Source organism: Acetobacteraceae bacterium (genome assembly GCA_004843345.1).
GTDB lineage: Bacteria > Pseudomonadota > Alphaproteobacteria > Acetobacterales > Acetobacteraceae.
This window is the reverse complement of sequence record CP039460.1, coordinates 111,618-131,881: the sequence shown is the minus strand read 5'-3', so window position 1 is coordinate 131,881 and position 20,264 is coordinate 111,618. Positions and strand designations below refer to the sequence as shown.

The 20,264-nt window shown below is 40.3% G+C and carries 20 protein-coding genes and 2 tRNA genes; 16 read left to right on the top strand and 6 right to left on the bottom strand.

The genetic code is table 11. From position 1 onward, the window contains the following. Positions 1-8 precede the first annotated feature (8 nt). Positions 9-281 carry a DUF2312 domain-containing protein gene (locus tag FAI40_00630; protein ID QCE33966.1) on the top strand — a complete coding sequence of 91 codons (273 nt, stop codon included), beginning with the start codon at positions 9-11 and terminating at the stop codon, positions 279-281. Positions 282-301: 20 nt separating this feature from the next. Here the strand turns inward: FAI40_00630 and obgE are convergent, their stop codons facing one another. The 3 genes from obgE to rplU all read right to left on the bottom strand — a co-directional run bounded on the left by obgE (position 302) and on the right by rplU (position 2,054). After that, entirely contained in the window at positions 302-1,339 is a 1,038-nt protein-coding gene (obgE, locus tag FAI40_00625; protein QCE33965.1) for a GTPase ObgE, read from the bottom strand. 108 nt (positions 1,340-1,447) lie between these two features. Continuing rightward, positions 1,448-1,708 carry a 50S ribosomal protein L27 gene (locus FAI40_00620; GenBank protein QCE33964.1) on the bottom strand — a complete coding sequence of 87 codons (261 nt, stop codon included), beginning with the start codon at positions 1,706-1,708 and terminating at the stop codon, positions 1,448-1,450. Positions 1,709-1,739: 31 nt separating this feature from the next. Further along, positions 1,740-2,054 carry a 50S ribosomal protein L21 gene (gene rplU / locus FAI40_00615; GenBank protein ID QCE33963.1) on the bottom strand — a complete coding sequence of 105 codons (315 nt, stop codon included), beginning with the start codon at positions 2,052-2,054 and terminating at the stop codon, positions 1,740-1,742. A gap of 214 nt (positions 2,055-2,268) precedes the next feature. On the opposite strand from rplU, the gene FAI40_00610 reads away from it, so the two are divergent. From FAI40_00610 to FAI40_00600, 3 genes are all read left to right on the top strand, one after another. Next, positions 2,269-2,359: transfer RNA gene (locus FAI40_00610), tRNA-Ser, on the top strand. Positions 2,360-2,439: 80 nt separating this feature from the next. Then, positions 2,440-3,669: a pyridoxal phosphate-dependent aminotransferase gene (locus FAI40_00605; GenBank protein ID QCE33962.1), complete on the top strand. Its 1,230-nt coding sequence runs from the start codon at positions 2,440-2,442 to the stop codon at positions 3,667-3,669. Continuing rightward, positions 3,656-4,252, top strand: coding sequence for an isochorismatase family protein (locus FAI40_00600; GenBank protein ID QCE33961.1), 597 nt, complete (start codon positions 3,656-3,658; stop codon positions 4,250-4,252). The genes FAI40_00605 and FAI40_00600 overlap by 14 nt, the downstream gene beginning before the upstream one ends. 31 nt (positions 4,253-4,283) lie before the next feature. Here the strand turns inward: FAI40_00600 and FAI40_00595 are convergent, their stop codons facing one another. Continuing rightward, positions 4,284-7,040: a phosphoenolpyruvate carboxylase gene (locus FAI40_00595; protein QCE33960.1), complete on the bottom strand. Its 2,757-nt coding sequence runs from the start codon at positions 7,038-7,040 to the stop codon at positions 4,284-4,286. Between the two features lie 89 nt (positions 7,041-7,129). Between FAI40_00595 and FAI40_00590 the strand changes: the two genes are divergently transcribed. The 8 genes from FAI40_00590 to FAI40_00555 all read left to right on the top strand — a co-directional run bounded on the left by FAI40_00590 (position 7,130) and on the right by FAI40_00555 (position 14,348). Next, positions 7,130-8,266 carry a DUF445 family protein gene (locus FAI40_00590; protein QCE33959.1) on the top strand — a complete coding sequence of 379 codons (1,137 nt, stop codon included), beginning with the start codon at positions 7,130-7,132 and terminating at the stop codon, positions 8,264-8,266. 173 nt (positions 8,267-8,439) lie between these two features. After that, positions 8,440-8,865, top strand: a complete 426-nt coding sequence (locus FAI40_00585) for an SUF system Fe-S cluster assembly regulator (GenBank protein QCE33958.1) — start codon at positions 8,440-8,442, stop codon at positions 8,863-8,865. Beyond that, a complete protein-coding gene (gene sufB / locus FAI40_00580) occupies positions 8,862-10,328 on the top strand; it encodes a Fe-S cluster assembly protein SufB (protein ID QCE33957.1) in 1,467 nt (488 codons plus the stop codon). The genes FAI40_00585 and sufB overlap by 4 nt, the downstream gene beginning before the upstream one ends. Next, positions 10,325-11,152, top strand: a complete 828-nt coding sequence (gene sufC / locus FAI40_00575; protein ID QCE33956.1) for a Fe-S cluster assembly ATPase SufC — start codon at positions 10,325-10,327, stop codon at positions 11,150-11,152. The genes sufB and sufC overlap by 4 nt, the downstream gene beginning before the upstream one ends. Beyond that, positions 11,152-12,387, top strand: a complete 1,236-nt coding sequence (locus FAI40_00570; protein QCE33955.1) for a hypothetical protein — start codon at positions 11,152-11,154, stop codon at positions 12,385-12,387. The genes sufC and FAI40_00570 overlap by 1 nt, the downstream gene beginning before the upstream one ends. Continuing rightward, positions 12,387-13,631, top strand: coding sequence for a cysteine desulfurase (locus tag FAI40_00565; GenBank protein QCE33954.1), 1,245 nt, complete (start codon positions 12,387-12,389; stop codon positions 13,629-13,631). Before FAI40_00570 ends, FAI40_00565 begins: the two co-directional genes overlap by 1 nt. Continuing rightward, positions 13,628-13,984, top strand: a complete 357-nt coding sequence (locus FAI40_00560) for an SUF system Fe-S cluster assembly protein (protein ID QCE33953.1) — start codon at positions 13,628-13,630, stop codon at positions 13,982-13,984. Before FAI40_00565 ends, FAI40_00560 begins: the two co-directional genes overlap by 4 nt. 19 nt (positions 13,985-14,003) lie before the next feature. Further along, positions 14,004-14,348, top strand: coding sequence for an iron-sulfur cluster assembly accessory protein (locus FAI40_00555; protein ID QCE33952.1), 345 nt, complete (start codon positions 14,004-14,006; stop codon positions 14,346-14,348). Here the strand turns inward: FAI40_00555 and FAI40_00550 are convergent. Beyond that, positions 14,345-15,694, bottom strand: coding sequence for a DEAD/DEAH box helicase (locus FAI40_00550; protein ID QCE33951.1), 1,350 nt, complete (start codon positions 15,692-15,694; stop codon positions 14,345-14,347). The two genes, FAI40_00555 and FAI40_00550, sit on opposite strands and share 4 nt — an antisense overlap. 83 nt (positions 15,695-15,777) lie before the next feature. Continuing rightward, complete coding sequence (locus tag FAI40_00545) at positions 15,778-16,224, bottom strand: hypothetical protein (protein QCE33950.1); 447 nt, start codon at positions 16,222-16,224, stop codon at positions 15,778-15,780. A gap of 269 nt (positions 16,225-16,493) precedes the next feature. On the opposite strand from FAI40_00545, the gene FAI40_00540 reads away from it, so the two are divergent. The 4 genes from FAI40_00540 (at position 16,494) to clpX (ending at position 20,248) form a co-directional block, all read left to right on the top strand. After that, positions 16,494-16,578 (top strand) — tRNA-Leu (locus FAI40_00540). A 187-nt stretch (positions 16,579-16,765) separates the two neighbouring features. Beyond that, entirely contained in the window at positions 16,766-18,145 is a 1,380-nt protein-coding gene (locus FAI40_00535) for a trigger factor (GenBank protein ID QCE33949.1), read from the top strand. A gap of 140 nt (positions 18,146-18,285) precedes the next feature. Further along, the gene (locus FAI40_00530; protein QCE35698.1) at positions 18,286-18,897 is read left to right on the top strand and encodes an ATP-dependent Clp protease proteolytic subunit; all 612 of its coding nucleotides are present in this window, start codon (positions 18,286-18,288) and stop codon (positions 18,895-18,897) included. An 85-nt stretch (positions 18,898-18,982) separates the two neighbouring features. After that, the gene (gene clpX / locus FAI40_00525) at positions 18,983-20,248 is read left to right on the top strand and encodes an ATP-dependent Clp protease ATP-binding subunit ClpX (protein QCE33948.1); all 1,266 of its coding nucleotides are present in this window, start codon (positions 18,983-18,985) and stop codon (positions 20,246-20,248) included. The last annotated feature ends 16 nt before the right edge of the window (positions 20,249-20,264 follow it).

Sequence of the window (20,264 nt, the reverse complement as noted above, 5' to 3'; positions counted from 1 at the left end):
AAAAAATTATGGATGTGCTGAATGGTGGCGAAGAGCAGAAAGCAGATGTAGGGGGGATTGCCGTAGATCGTTTACGTTCCATTATTGAACGTGTTGAGCGCCTTGAAGAAGAAAAAAAATCTTTAGCTGAAGATATTAAGGATATTTTTGCAGAAGCAAAGTCAGAAGGATTCGACGTTAAGGCGATTCGAACCATTATTCGGATGCGTAAACAGCCTCCAGCAGAGATTGAAGAGCAAGAGAATATACTTGATGTTTATCGCCACGCCCTTGGTATGTAATCTCTCAAAGAAAAGGGGGGTTATTCCCCCTCTTTCATATTTATAATGATGGTTTGTTCATTTTCCTTGAATACATCAACTTTTCTTTGAAGTTTATAGAGTAGAGGTTGGACGTTAAGACCTGTTGCGGCTGAAATTGTGTAAATTTTCTGTTTAGTTGCTTTTTCGAGTTCTTCTTGAATTTCTTTAAGTTCTTCTTCTAAGATTGCATCGCATTTATTAAGAACGACAATTTCTTCTTTTTTAGAAAGAGAATTGTCATAGGCATTTAATTCATTGCGAATGAGTTTCCAGCTTTCTATAGGATTGGGGGCGGTGGCATCAATGAGATGGACTAAAATAGCACAGCGTTCAACATGTCCTAAAAATCTGTCACCAAGACCGTTTCCTTCACTAGCACCTTCAATAAGTCCAGGAATATCTGCCATAACAAAGCTTTTATTGATGTCTGTCCGGACGAGACCAAGTTGAGGGTGAAGTGTGGTAAAGGGATAATCTGCAATTTTTGGTTTAGCACGTGAGGAAGCTGAAAGAAGAGTCGATTTTCCAGCATTCGGAAGGCCAACTAAACCGACATCTGCTAAGAGTTTAAGGCGAAGCCATACCCACATTTCTTCTCCAGGATAACCTTTATCCGCACGGCGTGGTGCACGGTTTGTGCTGGATTTGAAATGTGCATTCCCATGACCGCCATCTCCACCACGACAGAGGAGAAGTGTTTGATCTGGTTCTGTAAAATCTGCCAGAACTGTTTTGCGGTCTTCGTCGAGAATTTGTGTGCCAACGGGAACTTTAATAACAATATCTTCAGCGGCTTTTCCTGTGCGGTCTGATCCAGCACCATTACCGCCTTTGCGTGCTTTAAAGTGCTGTGTATAACGAAAATCAATGAGGGTGTTTAGGTTTGAAACAGCCTTAAAGATAATATCGCCGCCACGGCCGCCATCTCCGCCGTCGGGGCCGCCATATTCGATATATTTTTCACGACGAAAACCGACAACACCATCTCCGCCATCACCAGAACGGACATAAATTTTTGCTTGATCTAAGAATTTCATTGGAAATTTTCCAGACAGGAGTTCGTTTTGGTAGGGGGGAGAATAAAAAACCGGTCTTTAAACGTGAGAACGTAAGGAAGACCGGTTTAAAAAACTGCTTTGAAAGTTTTAGGCAGCTGCTGTGATAACAGAAGCGTGAACCTTACCTTCTTTTTTGCGTTGGAAAGCGACTTGCCCATCAACTAACGCAAATAGCGTGTGGTCTTTGCCAACGCCAACATTTTTGCCAGCAGCAATTTTTGTGCCACGTTGACGAACAATGATGTTGCCAGCAACGACGACTTGACCGCCAAATTTTTTAACGCCTAGTCGTTTACCAGCGCTATCGCGTCCGTTACGACTTGAACCACCTGCTTTTTTTTGTGCCATGAGGGGAACTCCTTAAAATTACCTAAATGAATTAGCTGACTTTGATGTCTTTGATTTTCAACACAGTTGTGTGTTGACGGTGACCATTTTTGCGACGGCTATTTTGACGACGACGTTTTTTGAAAACAATAATTTTCTTTAAACGATCTTGCCCGAGAACTTCCGCTGTAACAGAAGCACCTTCAAGGACAGGAGCACCAATTTTAAGGTCTGAACCTTCACCTGCCATAAGCACATCGGTTAATGTGACTGTATCGCCAGCTTCACCTTCAATTTTCTCAATTTTAACAACATCACCAGGCTGAACGCGATATTGTTTTCCACCCGTGCGGATAACTGCAAACATAAAATTTCCTTAAAAATTAAGGGAAAGAAAGGGTTAATGAATAAACCTTTAACTTTCTTCTTTTGATTATTGGCCAAAAAGCTCATGAATAGAGAATTTAGCAGTATTTAGATGAATTTTATTTTTTTTTAATAAAAAGGTCAAGATTAGAGCAAAACCTTTTGATTTCTAAAGTGGAGAACGCTAAGAAGAAAGGGAAATAGACCCTCATTGCGGAGAGATGCCAGAGCGGTCGAATGGGGCGGTCTCGAAAACCGTTGTGCCTCTTTGGGGTACCGAGGGTTCGAATCCCTCTCTCTCCGCCAATATCTTTGAATAAATTGATTTGTTTTTCCTTAAACCTTTTATTTGAAGTTTTTGAGTTAGAAATAAGGCTAGAATCTTTATGAAGCCGATTAAAAAATCCTCCAAACTGTCACATGTGCTTTATGATATTCGTGGGCCGATTATGGATCGGGCCAAGCAGATGGAAGAGGAGGGGCAACGCCTTATCAAGCTTAATATTGGTAATCTAGCGCCTTTTGGATTTGAAGTGCCTGAGGAAATCCAGCTGGATATGATACGCAATCTTCCAAATTCAGCAGGTTATTCTGATAGCAAGGGAATTTTTGCAGCCCGTAAGGCAGTAATGCATTATTCGCAACAGAAAAATATTCAAGATGTTGTTTTGGATGATATTTATATTGGGAATGGGGCGTCTGATTTAATTGCAATCGCAACAAACGCCCTTTTGGATGAGGGAGACGAACTTCTCATTCCAATGCCAGATTATCCTTTATGGACAGCTGTTACGAGCCTTTCTGGTGGAAATCCTGTCCATTATCTTTGTGATGAAGAAAAAGGTTGGATTCCTGATTTAGAAGATATTCGTTCTAAAATTACAAAACGGACAAAGGGGATTGTTGTTATCAACCCCAACAATCCAACGGGAGTTTTATATCCTGTGTCTATTTTGCAGGAAATCGTGAAAATAGCACGAGAGTTTAACCTCGTGATTTTTTCAGATGAGGTCTATGACAAAGTTCTCTTTGACGGTTTGACTCATATTTCTTTAGCCTCTCTCTCTACAGATGTTTTAACACTGACATTCAATTCGCTTTCAAAATCATACAGAGCTTGTGGCTATCGTGCTGGTTGGATGATTGTGTCAGGGAATAAAAAAGCGGCTAGGGATTATATTGAAGGCTTGAATATGCTTTCAAATATGCGGCTTTGCTCAAATGTACCAGGGCAGTGGGCGATTCAAACGGCCTTAGGTGGCTATCAGAGCATTCAAGATTTAGTTGGTGAGGGAGGGCGTTTGCGTCGTCAGCGTGATCTTGCTTATGAGTTGATTTTGGATATTCCCGGTGTTGAGTGTGTCAAGCCGCATGCTGCCTTGTATATGTTTCCGAAACTTGATCCTGAAGTGTATCCGATTGAGGATGATCGTAAGTTCTTTTTAGAATTGTTAGAGGCTACCAAGGTCATGCTTGTTCAAGGAACGGGATTTAATTGGCATAAGCCAGATCATTTCCGAATTGTTTTTCTTCCACACGAGGCTGATTTAAGAGTTGCGATTGGACGTATTTCTAGTTTTTTAGAAACATACCGAAAAAAGCATGCTAAAAAGTAAAAATCTAAAAACACAGAGGTTGGTTATGTCTTCGAATAGCGCTTTACTCGTTGTGGATATGCAAAATGATTTTATGCCTTGGGGAGCATTGCCTGTTCCTAAAAGTAGTGAAATTATTCCATTGATTAACGAAGCGCTTATCTCTCCTCGTTTTGCACTTAAAATAGCCTCCAAAGATGCTCATCCGAAAGATCATGTTTCTTTTGAAAATAATGGTGTAAGTGGGTGGCCTGTTCATTGTGTTGAGAACTCGCAGGGATTTGAATTTCCTTCTCTTTTAAAAAAGGAAAAATTTGATTTTGTTATTCGTAAGGGAAGATTAAAAGAGTCGGATAGCTATTCTGCTTTTTATAATGCACCTGGACAACAGACAGAGCTTTTGGACAGATTAAATGAAAAACAAATTTCAGATCTGTTTATTTGTGGAATTGCTTTAGAGTATTGCGTTAAAGAAACAGTTCTAGATGCCCTTCGGAATAAATTTAATGTCTTTGTTCTGAAAGATCTTATTCGGCCAATCTTTGAAGAAGAAACTGCAAAAATTCATAAAAAATTAGAATCAAAAGGGGCGGTCATTTTATAACCATCCCTTATTGATTTGTTAAATGAAGGTTTTAGCCAAATGCGCCATTTGCATGCTGTATGGCAACACCGCATTCACGTAGAAGATTGAAGCATTTCTCCATAGGATCAAGAATTGTTTGATTCTCTTTTAGAAAGCCTTGGCTGTTTGTAACTTCTCCGTCCTCACCAAAGTCAAGATGCGTATTTTTTATAGGCAGTTTTGGAAATAAAGATCTTAGATTCTTAAGGAGAGACTGAATGTCGAGTAAAAGCGTTCTTTCTGTTACACTTTCACGAGAGAGTCCATCTTGAGGTCCAAAATATGGAACTTGTGTTCCTAAAAGCCAAATTTCTTTAATTAAGGCAATACGGACAGCGTGGAGAATTTTTTCTTCTTTCGCCATATGAGGAATATTCTCAACAGCGCTATCAAGAGAGATATAATCTCTTTGCAAGCGCCTAAAGGTTGCTGAGGCATCTTTCCACACGTTAAGTTTTTCAAGTCCACTCGCAATTTCTAAGAATTGGTTGCGACGTTTTCCATCTTTTGAATTTTCGGCATATTCTAACCATAGGCCAGGATTAAGCAATGTCGTGATGCCCCTTAGAACATCGAGGTCTGAATGCGCAAGCGCTTGTTCTGCAAAATCAATCAGAAGGCGGAAGCGTGGTGATTTTTCCTGAAACTCTTGAAAAGCTTCAGGGTGACGTTGCACAGCAGAGCCTAAGCCGTGAATAATATTCGCCCACCAACCAAGCTGAAGCAAAATAGCGTTATTTGGAATGGCTCTAAGCTGTCGAGGAGAATTAATTTTAGGGGCTTTATTTCCTTGACGAGAGGCAGCTCGGGAGCCTGTTGCATCAATAAGAGAATTTCCAAAAGTTCCTAAGAGGGCAGCATATCCAGGATCTTTTATAAGATCAGCCATGCTCCGTGCGATTGTTTCAAAAAAGTCTCCAATAATAGAGCCATTCTTTTCAATAGGATCAAGGATTTCTTTTGGATTTTTAGATATAGGTGGATAAGCGAAGCTTACAATGGTTGAGACAGCGTCTGCCGCAAGCTGCGGAGAGCCAAAAAGAAGATACCCATCAGCACCTTGAAAAGCATTCTCTGTCCGAATTTTGATCTCAGTCTCTCCCCATTTTTGTTTTAAAGAAGGTGGGGTGAAGTAGTTCAAACGATCATGTAACGATTTAGGATGCGCTCCACGACCAATACTTTCACCGTGCGTGTCAAAAAAGACAAGTTCAGTTTTGCCAAGTTTATATTCTTCTAGAAGTTCGGCTGATTTTAACTTTAAGCGGGCTGTTAGTGGGGTTGCCGCAAGTTGTCCAACGTATCGTCCAGAGTCAGAATATCCAAACTGAAGACAAAGTTTGCCGTTTTTTTCGATATAATTGCGCCAATGTGGAGATTTAAAGGCCTCTTCTAGAATCGCACCGCCATTCTCGAGAGCTGTTTCTGTTTCAAATAAAGGTGAAATTTCAATCTTACGATCGTCAACTCCAAAAAAGCGTGCAAGCCACAGAGCGGCAAGAAGTGTGTAGCCACTTTCTGTTTCTGCGATAAGGAAGCGAATGGGGGAATCTTGATCAATATGTTTTAAAATTTGAGCCATTGTCATCATCATTCTGGCTGCTGCACTTGGTTCGCCAAGGATGGAGCCAAGATTGATAGCAACAGGCGAAAGGTCTTTTAGCGCATGATTGATATGATCAATGAGAACACGTCTATGAGAAGGGATGGTAGGATCGTCTGAGAGTCCCAAACGTGTGCGTGCGATATTATAAAGTTGAGCTGCGTTAATTCTAGCCTGCATTAAGCCAAGCCCAAGGCCATGAGAGAGGAAAGCAGCCTTCCAGCTTTGTAGCTCTTCACTCTTTTCTCTGGGAAGTTTTTTAGAAAGGGCATCAAAGAAAGGCGTTAAGTCTCTCGCTTTAAGAAGGCTTTTTTCTGTTACGTCTGTAAGCGCTTTTGAAAATAATTGAATTTCGTCTAAGGACGGCGTCTCGGCATTTTTGGTTTTTGGGCATGCTGAAATCTGTTTGTCCAATGCGACCAAAGCTTCATCCAAGCGAAGGATAAAACTTTGTTTTTCTTCGACGTCTGTTTCGAGAGATGTGATTTGTTTTAAGAGTCTTTCGAGCTGTGCGCGTTTTAGAAGAAGCCGATAGCTAAGGGCATCCCACCATCTAATATCGTTTCGTCCATCAATATCAAAGCCAACCCATGTTGCAAAAAGAAGGGGAGAAGGTAAAAATTCTTCTTTCGAGGATGAATGTGTTTTTGCTTGTTGAATAAGATTTAGGTTTAAGAGATCAAGTGCATCTCTTCCTCTGGAAATGGCTGTTAATGAAAGTCGCTCTTCCTCGTGTAGCGTAGGAGGGGCACTTCGGCGGTCACTTTCTCGATGTGCCGTTTTTTGATCTGGGTTATCTGCGAGAGCTGTGAGTTCTTCATAGACTTCGTCTTTAAGAGCAAAGGTTGGGTGTGCCGTAAAAACAGCAGAGGCCCTTGCACTCTCAAGCTGCTCTAAAGACGTTGTGTTGTTTAGAAGAAAAGCGGCTGTATCCCTTAGGAGAAGAACTCTTTCCTCCTGTTTTATCGATTTGTTTTTGCTATAAAAATGAAGTTTCTTTGCTCTGATCTTTTTTTGTTGGTCTCGTAAATCTCGAATAAGTGCAGCAATATTTTCTATGCCATTAGGGGATTGAAGTGTCTCAAAAGAAAGATTGCAAGCCTCTGTGAAATTAGAGGAGGTTAGCAGTGCTTGTTTAAGATCAGGTAAGTTCATAGTTTTCATCAACGGAAAAATTTAATGGATAAGGTGACATTATTAAATGCTACAGAGGATTTTAGCAGATTTTTTTAGATTAAGCATCTGTTCGCTTGATGAAATTAAAATCTAAAATATGTAAAGCGAGGGCGGTACTTTATTGTATGCAGAAATTAACCCCAAAATTTTTTGCAAATTTTTTACTGATTTTTTTAGCAGTTCTTGCCATTTTTTCTTTTTGTTTACCTGTCCCTAAAAATCATTTTTTAGCGCTTCTTTTATATGTTTTTCAGGGTGGAACGCTTGGTGGATTGGGAGGTGCTCTTGCGGATTGGTATGCTGTTACAGCATTATTCAGGTCACCCCTTGGTCTTCCTTTTCCTCACACGAATATTATTGCTAAAAACAAGGATAAAATTGCTGACAATATTGCACATTTTGTGGTTAGGGAGTTTTTGAATGAAACGGAAGTTCTCTCTATTGTTCAAAAACTAAATCTTTCTAAAAAGATTCATCAAAAATTTTTTCAGCTTTTATTTTCTAAAGAATCTTCCAGTAATTTGTCTCATTTATTTGAAGGTAAGGATAAAAGTTCTTTTTTAGCTAAAAAGTATTTTTTGGAAGAGGTGCTTTTTACGCAAGAAAATGCTGTACTCATTGCAAAACTGATTAAATTCAATGTGCAAAAACATCGTCATAAAATCGTTTCTTATGTGGAGCAACGTGTTAAAGAACAAGGAGGATCTCTCATTGGATGGGCAGTAGGTAGCTCTATCGGCAGACGTGTTGTCGAGGCTTTGGAGAAAGAATTGGAAAAATTCAATTTTAATGATTTTGTTTTTTCGGAACAGTTTTCTCAGAAAAGAAAAGATTTCTTGGCTTCTTTTCAACAGCAAGGTGAGAAGGATCATAAAGCGAAAGGCTTGTTTTTAGCCCCCTCTTTGAAAGAAAAAAAGCTACTCTCCCTTGAAACTAAAATGGAAGAATTTGTTGATCTATTCCATTTTGAGAAGGTTATTGACCAGTATATTTCAGAGACCGTAATGAACTATCTTCCTAAGTTAAGGGAGGATGCGTTTCTTTTTCTGCAATCGGTTATGCAAAAATGGAGCGGAGAGGATATTTCAACCCGCTTAGAGAATGCCGTGGGGAACGATTTGGCGTATATTCGAGTGAACGGCGCTATTGTTGGTTTTTTAACTTCTTCTTTTATCGAGGGACTTATTTTATCTGTTAAAATTTTGTTGAACTGATAGTATTTTCTGGCAGACATTGTTTGCTTTCTTTTTAAATAGTACTATTTTAGTATTTTTTGAAAATCTTATTCGAGAGCTAAAGAATTTTATTTTCTTTTGTGTTAAGAAGAAGGTTGTTCATAGAACATAGAATTGAACTTTAAATATTTTTATTGGAAAAAACTTAACTAATGCTAAGACCCTCTAAACTTGTAGATTATGCTATCGTTATTTTGGTAATTCTTTCCAAAAGAGGGGAAATGACAACGGGCGCAGAGCTTGCTGTAGATGCCTCTATTTCTTTACCAACAACAGCAAAGTTGCTTAAAGAATTGGCTGCTGGCGGCTTGATTGAATCCCGCCGTGGTGCTTGTGGCGGTTATCTTTTGTCAGCGCCGTTAAAAGAGATTTCAGTCAAAGATGTTATTAAAATTATTGACGGTCCGATTAATCTGGTTTCGTGTTGTCGGGGGGGCGCATGCCCTAGGGAGCAGGTTTGCCCTCTAAATGGTTGTTGGGATGTTTTGAATCAGAAAATGCTCAATTTATTTTCAGAAGTTAGCTTGGAAGAGTTGACGAAGGATGCTTGTTTTGCATTTGAGAGGTCAGCATCATGAGTTCTTCAGAGCAGTTCACGGCTAAGAAAGATTCGTATGAGTGGGGTTTTGAGACAAAGATAGAGACTGATTATGCCCCTAAAGGTCTTAATGAAGAAACAATTACTTTTATTTCTAAAAGTAAAAAAGAACCAGAATGGATGCTTGAATGGCGTTTAAAAGCATTTCATCTGTGGCAACAAATGACAGAGCCTCATTGGGCACGTCTTAAATATAAGCCGATAGACTATCAAGATATCCATTATTTCGCGAAACCCAAGGAGAAGAAGGCGCCAAAATCTTTAGAGGAAGTTGATCCAGAACTCTTGCGTACGTATGAAAAGTTAGGGATTCCCTTAAAAGAAAGAGAGCTTTTAGCAGGCGTAGAGGGTGCTGGAGATCGTCCTAAAGTTGCTGTTGATGCCGTGTTTGATAGTGTTTCAGTGGCAACTACTTTTCAGGAAGAGCTTAAAAAAGCAGGGGTTATTTTTTGTCCAATTTCTAAAGCTATTCAAGATTATCCTGAGCTTGTCAGGCAATATCTTGGAAAAGTTGTGCCTCAAGGAGACAACTTCTTTAGTGCCTTAAATTCTGCTGTTTTTACGGATGGCTCTTTTGTCTACATTCCCAAAGGTGTGAAATGTCCGATGGAGCTTTCAACCTATTTTAGAATTAATGCACGAAATACAGGACAATTTGAGCGAACCCTTATTATTGCGGAGGAACGAGCGCAGGTTTCTTATTTGGAAGGTTGTACCGCACCGCAAAGAGATGAAAATCAACTTCATGCAGCTGTGGTAGAGCTTGTGGCGCATGATGATGCTTTTATAAAATACTCAACAGTACAAAATTGGTATCCAGGCGATGAGAATGGCAAGGGAGGTATCTATAATTTTGTGACCAAAAGAGCCTTAGCTAAAGGAAAACGCTCCCGTATTTCCTGGACACAAGTAGAGACAGGATCTGCTATTACTTGGAAATATCCATCTTGTATTTTAGCAGGTGAGGAGAGTCGTGGAGAATTTTATTCTGTTGCCGTGACTAACCGTTATCAGCAGGCAGATACGGGAACCAAGATGATTCATTTAGGCCCTAGAAGTCGATCCACGATCATTGCGAAGACGATTTCTGCGGGGCATTCGGATAGCACGTATAGAGGACGTGTCCGGATGGATAGGCGTGCTGATGGCGCACGTAATTTCACGCAATGTGATTCTTTACTGGTGGGTTCAAATTGTGGTGCACATACAGTTCCTTATATAGAAGGGCGGAATCAGAAGGCGCAGGTAGAACACGAGGCGACCACTTCTAAAATTTCAGACGAACAGTTGTTTTATTGTCGAGCAAGAGGTTTTTCAGAAGAGGAAGCCATTGGGCTTATCGTGAATGGTTTTTGCCGTGAAGTTTTGCAGGAGTTACCAATGGAGTTTGCTGTTGAGGCGCAAAAGTTATTACAGCTAAGTTTAGAAGGAAGCGTCGGATGAGCGAAAAAGTAAACCTCACTACGGATAATCTTGTATTTCCTGCACAAGGAGATTTAGTTCTTGAAAAGATCAAGGCTTCTTTTATTGCAGATGTTGATGAAGAAAATCCCCAAGATCGCATTATTTTACAAGAGATTAATTTGCATGTTCCTGCTGGTGAGGTTCATGTGCTTATGGGGCCAAATGGTTCTGGAAAATCAACGCTTTCAAATGTTTTGGCAGGAAGCCCGCGCTATGAACTGTTAGAGGGAAAGGCATCTCTCGGAGATGTGGATCTCTTTTCACTGCCTCCAGAAAAGAGGGTGGCTGCGGGATTATTCATGGCATTTCAGTCGCCGATTGAATTGCCAGGTGTTAGCAATGCTTCTTTTTTACGCGCCGCTGTCAATGCCGTTCGAAAAGAGCGTGGTGAACCAGAAATAGCGCCAGTTGATTTTTTGAAATTAGTCCGCAAGGAGATGAAAAATCTTGGAATGTCTCCTGACATGCTTAAGCGTGGTGTAAATGCTGGTTTTTCTGGTGGAGAAAGAAAACGTAATGAGGTTTTGCAGATGCGTTTGCTTCAGCCAACGTTTGCAATTTTGGACGAGACTGATAGTGGTCTTGACGTGGATGCTTTGAAAATTATTGCTGATGGTATTAATAAGCTGAAAAGTCCAAAATTCTCGGCTCTAATTGTTACGCATCATCATGCTTTATTGGAATATACTCAACCCAAGAAAGTGCATATTTTGGTCAAAGGAAAAATTGTACATTCGGGGGGAATAGAGTTAGCAGAGCGCATTCAGAAAGATGGTTACAAATCCTTCTTGGAAGCCCGATAATGAATGATTTTTCAGAAAATTGGCGTAAGCTTAGACTAAGAGCTGGTAAAAAAGCAGAGTTGCTTGGAAATGCGTGGCCAACAAAAAAAGAAGAAGCCTATCATTACGCATCTTTGTCTTCTTTAGATAAAAAAGCATGGGCAGAACCAGTCTATCCGGAAGAAGAAAGTATTGCTGAAAAAATCTTTTTGTTGGATTTACCAGAAGTTAAAAATCGTATGGTTTTTGCTAACGGGTACTTTATTTCTTCTCTTTCTTTTTTAGAGGATGGTGGAGATTGGAAGGTTAAAAAAGAGGAAAGGGTATCGGAGAAGAGCTTTTCTTTTGAAGAAAGATTGAACGATGTTTTTAGGAAAGAACAGCTTTTATTAAAAGTTTCTTCTCGTGTGGATTTAAGCGAACTCCAGTTGCTTTTTTTAAACGAAGGTAAAAGTGTTTCTTTTCATCCTTCTGTTGTCTTGCAAACAATAGAGGGGCAGAAGCTTTCCGTGTGCGAAGTGCATGTTGGAGATGGGGAATTTTTAGAAAATGCACTTGTCGAGGTTAAGTGTGAAAAATCCTCTACTCTTTTTTGGACAAAGGCTCAATTAAATGCATCTGAGGCTGCCTCTTTATCTCTGACAGATTTTTCTTTAGAAAAATCTGCTCGTGTGAGTTTTACTCTTTTGGCAAAAGGCAGTGCTTTCGCAAGAGAAGTGGTGCGGGCAGAATTAAAAGCTGAAAATGCTTTTTTAGAAACAAATGGTTTACAGCTTTCTGGCAAAAATCAGCTTGTGGATTTTAATGTTTCTATTGCGCACGAAGCAAATCACACAGAATCACAGCAATCTTTAAAAACGCTTGTTTCTGGTAATGGCCATGCAATTTTTCAAGGAAAATCTGCAATTTCAAAACGAGGAAATAAGAGTTCTGCGCATCAAAAATCAGATGCATTGCTGTTATCAGATAAAGGGATTTTTGATGTAAAGCCAGAGCTTGAGATTTTTGCGGATGATGTGAAATGTAGCCACGGAGCGACGGTTGGTGCTTTGGATGATCAGGATATTTTTTATATTCGATCCAGAGGTGTTTCCCTTGGGGGAGCAAAACGTCTTTTATTATTCTCTTTTGTGAATGAAGTTCTAGATCGTATTTCTGATGAAAAGATACGTTTCTGGGCTCAAGCGCATGTCTTTCCATTTTTGGGAGGTGGAGACGAAGAGATCTTTGGTACGGAAGAGAAAAGAGACCTTTAATGTTTACAGAATTTTCGACTGAAGAAATTGAAAATGTACATAAAATTAGGAATTTTTTTCCAATTTTATCTCAGGAAATAAACAATCATCCTTTTGTTTTTTTGGACAGTGCCGCATCAGCTCAGAAGCCAGAAATGGTTTTAGATATCATGCAGGAAATGGGGCGTCATTGTTATGCGAATATTCATCGTGGATTATACCAGATGAGTGAGCGGACAAGCGCAGCGTTTGAGGCTGTAAGAGAGCAGGTAGCTGAATTTTTAGGAAGTAAAGATTCTCGTGAAATTGTGTTTACGCGCAATAGTACAGAAGCCTTCAATTTGCTAGCACATTGCTTTGGCGAGACGCTTTCCCCAGGACAGGCTATCGTTATTACAGAATTAGAGCATCATGCAAATATTGTTCCCTGGCTGATGCTGCGAGATCGTAAAAATATTGAAATTCGGGTAGCGCCAATTACCGATGATGGGGATATTGATATTGAGGCTTATAAGAAGCTTTTTTCTGATGGAAAAGTTGCCTTAGCTTCCGTTACGCATATGTCAAATGTTTTGGGGACATTAACGCCTGCACGCCAACTTTCAGAAATTGCTCATCAAGCAGGTGCAAAAATTTGTTTTGATGCGTCTCAATCAATTGTTCATAATTCTTTGAATGTCGATGAGATTGGAGCGGATTTTCTTACTTTTACTGGACATAAAATTTATGGACCAACGGGCGTTGGTGTTCTTTGGGGAAAATACGATCTGATGCAGTCTTTACCACCCTTTATGGGGGGGGGAGATATGATTCGAAATGTTAGCTTTGAGAAAGCGACTTGGGCGGATGCACCGCATCGTTTTGAGGCCGGGACGCCTGCCATTTTAGAGGTTATTGGTCTAGGTGCTGCGCTACGTTTTGTTTCTCAGAATGAGATGAAAGATCGTTTCTCTTTTGAAGAGAAGCTTTTGAATTATGCAACGAAGAAATTGGAAGAGATTGAGGGGCTTCGTATTTTAGGGAAGCCTGCAAAAAGAGGTCCTGTCTTGTCCTTCTTGATAGAAGGCGCTCATCCCCATGATATTTCTCTTTTGTTGGATCAATCTGGAATTGCGGTTAGAGCAGGGCAACATTGTGCAGAGCCATTGATGCATCGCCTAGGTATTCAAGGGAGTGTCCGTGCAAGTTTTGGCGCTTATACACTGCCTGGGGAAATTGATGCACTTGCAGATTCCTTGGTAAAAATAAGGAATATCCTCGCATGACTTCTCAGGAGAATTCTGTAACGTCAGATGCTGATGTAAAATCTTCTTCTTATATAAATGAAGACGCTGTTATTGAGGCTATTTCAGAGGTCTATGATCCTGAAATTCCTGTTAATGTGTATGATTTGGGCTTAATTTATGCGATTGATCTTCATGATGATGGAAAAGTCGTTGTGGAGATGTCTTTGACGGCTCCGAATTGCCCAAGTGCTCAAGAATTACCAGAAATGGTAAAGGAAGCGGTTGAGACGGTTGAAAATGTTAAAGAGGTTGAGGTTAAACTCATTTGGGATCCTCCTTGGGACATGAGCCGCCTGAGTGATGCCGCCCGATTAGCGTTAAATTTATTTTAAATGGAATGAGGATATAAAAATGTCAGAGGAATCGAAGACAGAGCTTTTCAGTCTGACTCAAGCTGCAGCGGACAGATTAAAATACTTATATGAAAATGAAGAAAAAGGAAGAACGCTTCGTTTGTCTGTAAATTCAAAAGGATGTTCAGGCCATTCTTATCAGTTAGATTTTGTAGAAGCTCCAGAAGATGGAGATGAGACTTTTTTTAGTCACGGGGTAAAATTCTTGGTAGATCCAGCTGCTTTTTTATATGTCGCTGGCACTTTGATGGATTATCGAAAAGGCCTCCTTGAATCGGGCTTCGTTTTTGAAAATCCGAATGAAAAAGGCCGTTGTGGTTGTGGTAAGAGTTTTTCAGCTTAAAGAGCGGATATTTTCAAAAATGCAGGAAGCGTTTCATCTTCTAGATTAAAAGATTTAAAACTTTGTTCTGCTCTTAAAAAGGAGGGCGTATTTTCTTCACTCAGAGTTGAAGGGGGTACGCTCTTTCTGTTGTGTGGTTTTTTTGAGAATTTCCGAGAAGCGGTCTGGGAAGGTTCATTCATTATCTCTTTCTCTTGAGAGATAGGTGCTTCTTTTTGCGCTTCAGGTTGCTGGTCAATGAGTGTGATCTCTTTTTGAGTCAGTTTATTAATTTCTTCTAAAAGAGGCGTATCTTGCTTACAAAGCAGATTTTTAGCCCAGCCTTTTCGTCCTGCTCTTCCCGTTCGTCCAATTCTATGAACATAGTCCTCTGGATTGCGAGGCAGATCATAATTGTACACATGAGATAATTCATCGACATCAATTCCGCGCGCTGCAACATCCGAGCAAATGAGAAGAGGAATTTCACCATTCCTAAACTGCTCTAAGGTCTTAAAGCGGAGGTCTTGTGATAAATCACCATGTAATGCACCAACAGAAAAGCCATGCTTCTGGAGAAGTCGGTGTAAGTTCGTAACTTCTTTTTTTTGATTACAGAAAACAAGAGCAGCAGTGGGTTTGTCCGTTTCAAGGAGATGCCGTAAGAAACGTGTTTTTGCACTCTTATTTGATAAAAGATAAGCGGTTTCCTCAATAGTGGTGGCTTTTGAGGAAGGAGGTGTTACTGTAATTTCCTCTGGGTTATTTAAAAAATTTCCCGCAATTTCTCGAATAGCTTGTGTCATGGTTGCTGAGAGAAAAATGGTTTGTCTTGTTTTAGGAAGAAAGCGTACAATTTTTTCGATATCAGGGATGAAGCCCATATCCAACATACGGTCAGCTTCATCGACAATAAGAAGATTGCTTTGTGTTAACAGCAGAGCCCCTCGTTCGAAAAGGTCTAATAAACGCCCTGGTGTTGCAACAACAATATCGACCCCTTTCGCAAGAATCTCTTTCTGAGTTCCCATGGATTCACCACCAATAAGGAGCGCATGTGAGAGAGAAAGATATTTTCCATATTGAGTTAGATTTTGAGAGACCTGTAACGCTAATTCACGTGTAGGTTCTAAAATAAGCGCACGGGGCATACGTGCCCGAGCCCTGCCAGATGCTAGATTATCAAGCATAGGCAAAACAAATGCTGCTGTTTTGCCTGTTCCTGTTTGCGCAATGCCTAAAACATCTTTTCCGTTTAAAAAATGTGGAATAGTAAGGTTTTGGATTGGCGTAGGTACCGAATGTCCTAAATCATCTAGTGCTTTTAATAATTCTGGTTTTAGGCCAAGGGCGTGAAAATTAGTCATGTAATAGATAGTGTCCTAGCTTGAAACAAATTACGCTACATAGCCCAAGCTATAAACTGAGAAATCGTAATATTTTCCAAATTTTAAATTAGTTCCCGAAACGCGCCGGCGCAAGTGGCAATGATTCCTACAAAAATCATCAATAGAGTTGCCTTACGTATGCGGAGGAGAGAAGCAGGCTTCATCTGAAGGGCACGTTTTAATTCTCTTAAGGGAGAAAAGTAAACCCAACAAAATAGAGCCGTCATGACAATCCAACAAAGTGTCATGAGGTGATAGATTGCAGGAAGAGGCTCTCCCAAGCGAATCCCTAGAGCAATACCTGTCAGGGCAGAAAGAGGCATAACGTGCCAAAGGGTTCTATAATAACGCGCATAATTTTGAAATCTTAAAGAGAGACTCTGAACGCCAGAAAGGGATCGCTCTGACAGAAGATCTGAGCGCCAAACGACTAATCCTCCGCCAATCCAATAAGCCATGCAAAGGAGGTGAGTTCCTAAGGCGATGCTCCACAGAGTTCCTGTGATCATAATTGTCAATATCTCTCTACTTAGTAAGTTATAATAATCCAGAGTGAACTTATGATAGTATAGATTCAGCAAATGCAAATTATAGTATCTAGCCTGATTGTATGGTTGACTATAACTTTTTTTATTTGACAAATGAAGGGTTTTGATGAAGTTTGATGCAGAAAATATTTCATTATGCAAATATTTTTCTTTAGTTTAGGGTTGTGCTTTTTTTCTGAAACAGCTATCTCTCTTCGGGAAGAATGCTTCAGTACGCATTAATGATTTAAGCGGATGTGGTGAAATTGGTAGACACGCCAGATTTAGGTTCTGGTGGCGAAAGCTGTGGGGGTTCAAGTCCCTCCATCCGCACCATTCAAAAAGAATTTAAAGAATATTTGAACTTGGGAAAACAGAGGGCAGTAGCTTCTTTTGTTCTTTTTGTGCCGTCTAGTCTTTTAATTTTTTGCTTTGATATTATGTATGGCTAGCGAGAATTATAAGGCTCTGCTATGTCTTTGTAGATATATTTTCAAAGGGTCCAGAAGGAATTTTATTGAATATGAAAATTACACCTGTAGCTGAAAAAGAGAATCTGATTGAGAAATTTACAATTAGCGTTCCAAACGAAGAGTGTGAGGCTCGAGTTAATGAATCTCTCCAGAAATATGGTGCTGACTTAAAGCTTCCAGGCTTTCGTCCAGGTAAAGTTCCTTTGTCAATTGTTAAACAGCGTTTTGGCCAATCAGCGCAGCAAGAGAGCGTTGATGCTTTGGTTCAGCAAGCTTGGGAAGAAATTTTAAAGGAGAATAAATTTCGCCCAGCAGGGCAGCCAAAGGTTAAGATTCTTTCTCTTCCTTTCGGAGATGAAGCTGAAGCGTCAAGGAAAGAGCTTTCGTTTGAAATTGAGGTTGGCGTTTTGCCCGAAATTAAGATTCCTGAACTTTCTGGCGTTAAGTTGACGCGCCATATTAGTAAAGTTTCCGATGAAGCTGTTGAAAAAGCATTGAAAGATGTTTCTGAGCAATCCCGTTTCCCAAAAGAAGTTGAGGAAAAACGTCCTTCTAAGGAGGGGGATATTCTTCGGGTTGATTTTCTTGGAAAAAAAGATGGTGCGCCTTTTGAGGGGGGTGCTGGTAAGAATATGGATGTCGAACTCGGTGGGGCAGGTTTTATTCCTGGTTTCGCTGAGCAGATGGTTGGAATGTCCGCAGGCGATAAAAAGGTCATCCATGTAACATTCCCAAAAGATTATCAGGCCAAAGATCTTGCTGGGAAAGAAGTTACGTTTGATATTGATGCGCATGCAATTTTAGAGCCAACAACATATCCAGTTGGTGAAGAGCTTGCTAAAGCGGCTGGTTTTGATTCTTTGGATAAATTGAAAGAGGATATCCGTAGCCGTTTAGAAGCTGAAACAAAAGAATTATCATCTCTCGCTTTGAAGCGTGATATGCTTGATATCTTAAATGATAAAATTGATTTTGAAGTTTCTGATGAGATGGTTGAGGCTGAGTTTAATCAGATTTGGCAACATTTACAGCAGGAGAGATCCGCGGGTCGTATTGATCCAGCAGAAGCTTTTAAAGATGAGGATACGCTGAAAGAGGAATATCGTGCAATCGCCAAAAGGCGTGTTAGTTTAGGGCTTCTGCTTTCTGAAATTGCTCAGAAGGAAAAAATGGAAGTTTCTCAAGAAGAATTAATGGGTGCGTTGCAGACGGAGTTGGCGCGTTTCCCTGGGCAAGAGCAGCAAGTTCTCCAGTTCTTTCTTAAGAATGAAGGTGCGATGAACTCTTTGAGGGGGCCAATTCTTGAAGGCAAGGTTATGGATTACCTCTTGGAAAATGCAGATATTTCAGAAGATGAAATGGATGTGGAGGCACTCTCTAAATTGGTGAGTGGCAGTGAAGCGCAGCAATTTGGCGTTAATGCGGCATAATTATTAAGTGAGTGTAAGTCTAACTATCCGCTTATTAGATTTACGGTGTTTTCTCGGTCTTTGGGAAGAGTTTTTCAAAGACCGAGTTTGAAGTGAGGCGGAGGAGAGGTATATTGTTTTCTTCAAATTTTGAAAAAGACATATTGGCAAGTTCTTTAGTGCCGATGGTTGTGGAGCAGACGCCACGTGGTGAGCGGGCTTTTGATATTTATTCTCGTTTATTACAAGAGCGCATCATTTTTTTGACAGGTCCTGTATATGATCAGGTGGCATCTGTTTTGTGTGCACAGCTTTTGTATTTAGAGAGCGTGAACCCAAAGAAAGAAATTTCTTTCTATATTAATAGTCCAGGAGGGGTGGTGAGCGCAGGTCTGGCTATTTATGACACGATGCAGTACATTCGTGCACCCGTGAGTACTGTTTGCGTTGGTCAAGCAGCTTCGATGGGCTCTCTTTTACTGGCCGCTGGAGAAAAGGGGCGCCGTTTTTGTTTGCCGAATTCTCGTGTTATGGTGCATCAGCCTTCCGGTGGTGCGCAAGGTCAGGCATCTGATATTGAGATTCAGGCGCAAGAAATTTTAGAAATTCGTCGCCGTCTAAATAACATTTATCATTATCACACGGGGCGAGACGTCTCAGAGATAGAAGAGGCTTTAGAGCGTGACCGCTATTTATCAGCAGAGGAAGCACAGTCTTTCGGTCTTGTTGATGAGGTGGTGAAGCGCCATGTTGAGAATGAGAACGAAGTATAATTGTAGGTCTTTTATAGGATTTGCACGGAGGTTTTCTTCAAAAGAAATATTTGAAGATGTTTGGTAAGTTGGCGAAAGAATTTGAATGAACGAGAAATCATCTTCATCTGATAAGATTTTATATTGCTCCTTTTGTGGTAAATCACAAAAAGAAGTTAAGAAGCTTATCGCAGGCCCTACAGTTTTTATTTGTGATGAGTGCGTGGAGTTGTGCGGAGATATTATTCGCCAAGAGCGTAAAGACGGTAAAATCACGGTTGATGCTGATCAGATACCTGTTCCACATGAGATATTTAAAATATTAAATGATTACGTAATTGATCAGGAATACGCAAAAAAAGCGCTTTCTGTGGCTGTATATAATCATTATAAGCGCTTAGAGTCTCTTCAGGCTGATGATGATATTGAAATTGCAAAATCAAATATTCTTTTGGTGGGGCCGACAGGATCAGGGAAAACGCTTTTAGCTCAGACGCTTGCACGTATTCTGAATGTTCCATTTGCAATGGCGGACGCAACAACCCTTACAGAGGCAGGCTATGTGGGAGAGGATGTTGAGACGATTGTCTTAAAGCTTTTGCAAGCTGCTGATTATGATGTTGATAAAGCGCAACGTGGTATCATTTATATTGATGAAATTGATAAGATTACACGGAAATCTGATAATCCTTCTATTACACGAGATGTGTCTGGAGAGGGTGTGCAACAGGCACTCTTGAAATTGATGGAAGGGACAGTTGCTTCAGTTCCTAAGAATGGTGGGCGAAAACATCCACAACAGGAATTTGTGCAAGTTGATACGACAAATGTTCTTTTCATTTGCGGTGGTGCATTCGCTGGCTTGAATAAAATTATTGAAGCTCGTGGTCGAGGAACAGTGATGGGCTTTGGAGCCGATGTAAGAGCTGTTGATGAGCAGAAATTAGGCGATGTTTTGAGAGATCTAGAGCCAGAAGATCTTATGAAGTATGGTTTAATTCCTGAATTCATTGGACGTTTGCCTGTTATAGCAACATTGGATGATTTGGATAGAAAAGCTCTCGTTCGTATTTTAGCTGAACCTAAAAATGCGTTAGTAAAACAATATGCTCGCCTTTTTGATATGGAAAATACAAAACTTGTTTTTGATCCAGAGGCTTTAGATGAAATTGCTGAGCGTGCGATTAAGCGAAAAACGGGCGCAAGGGGATTGCGTTCTATTCTGGAAGAAATTCTTTTAGAAACAATGTTTGATTTGCCTAGTCGGGATGATATTTCAGAAGTTCATATCTCGGAGGGGGTTATTAAGGGAGAAGAGTCTCCGAAATATGTTCAGGCAGAGCCTTTGAATCCTTCGAATAAAGTTGCCTGACGTATTTTAAAGCATT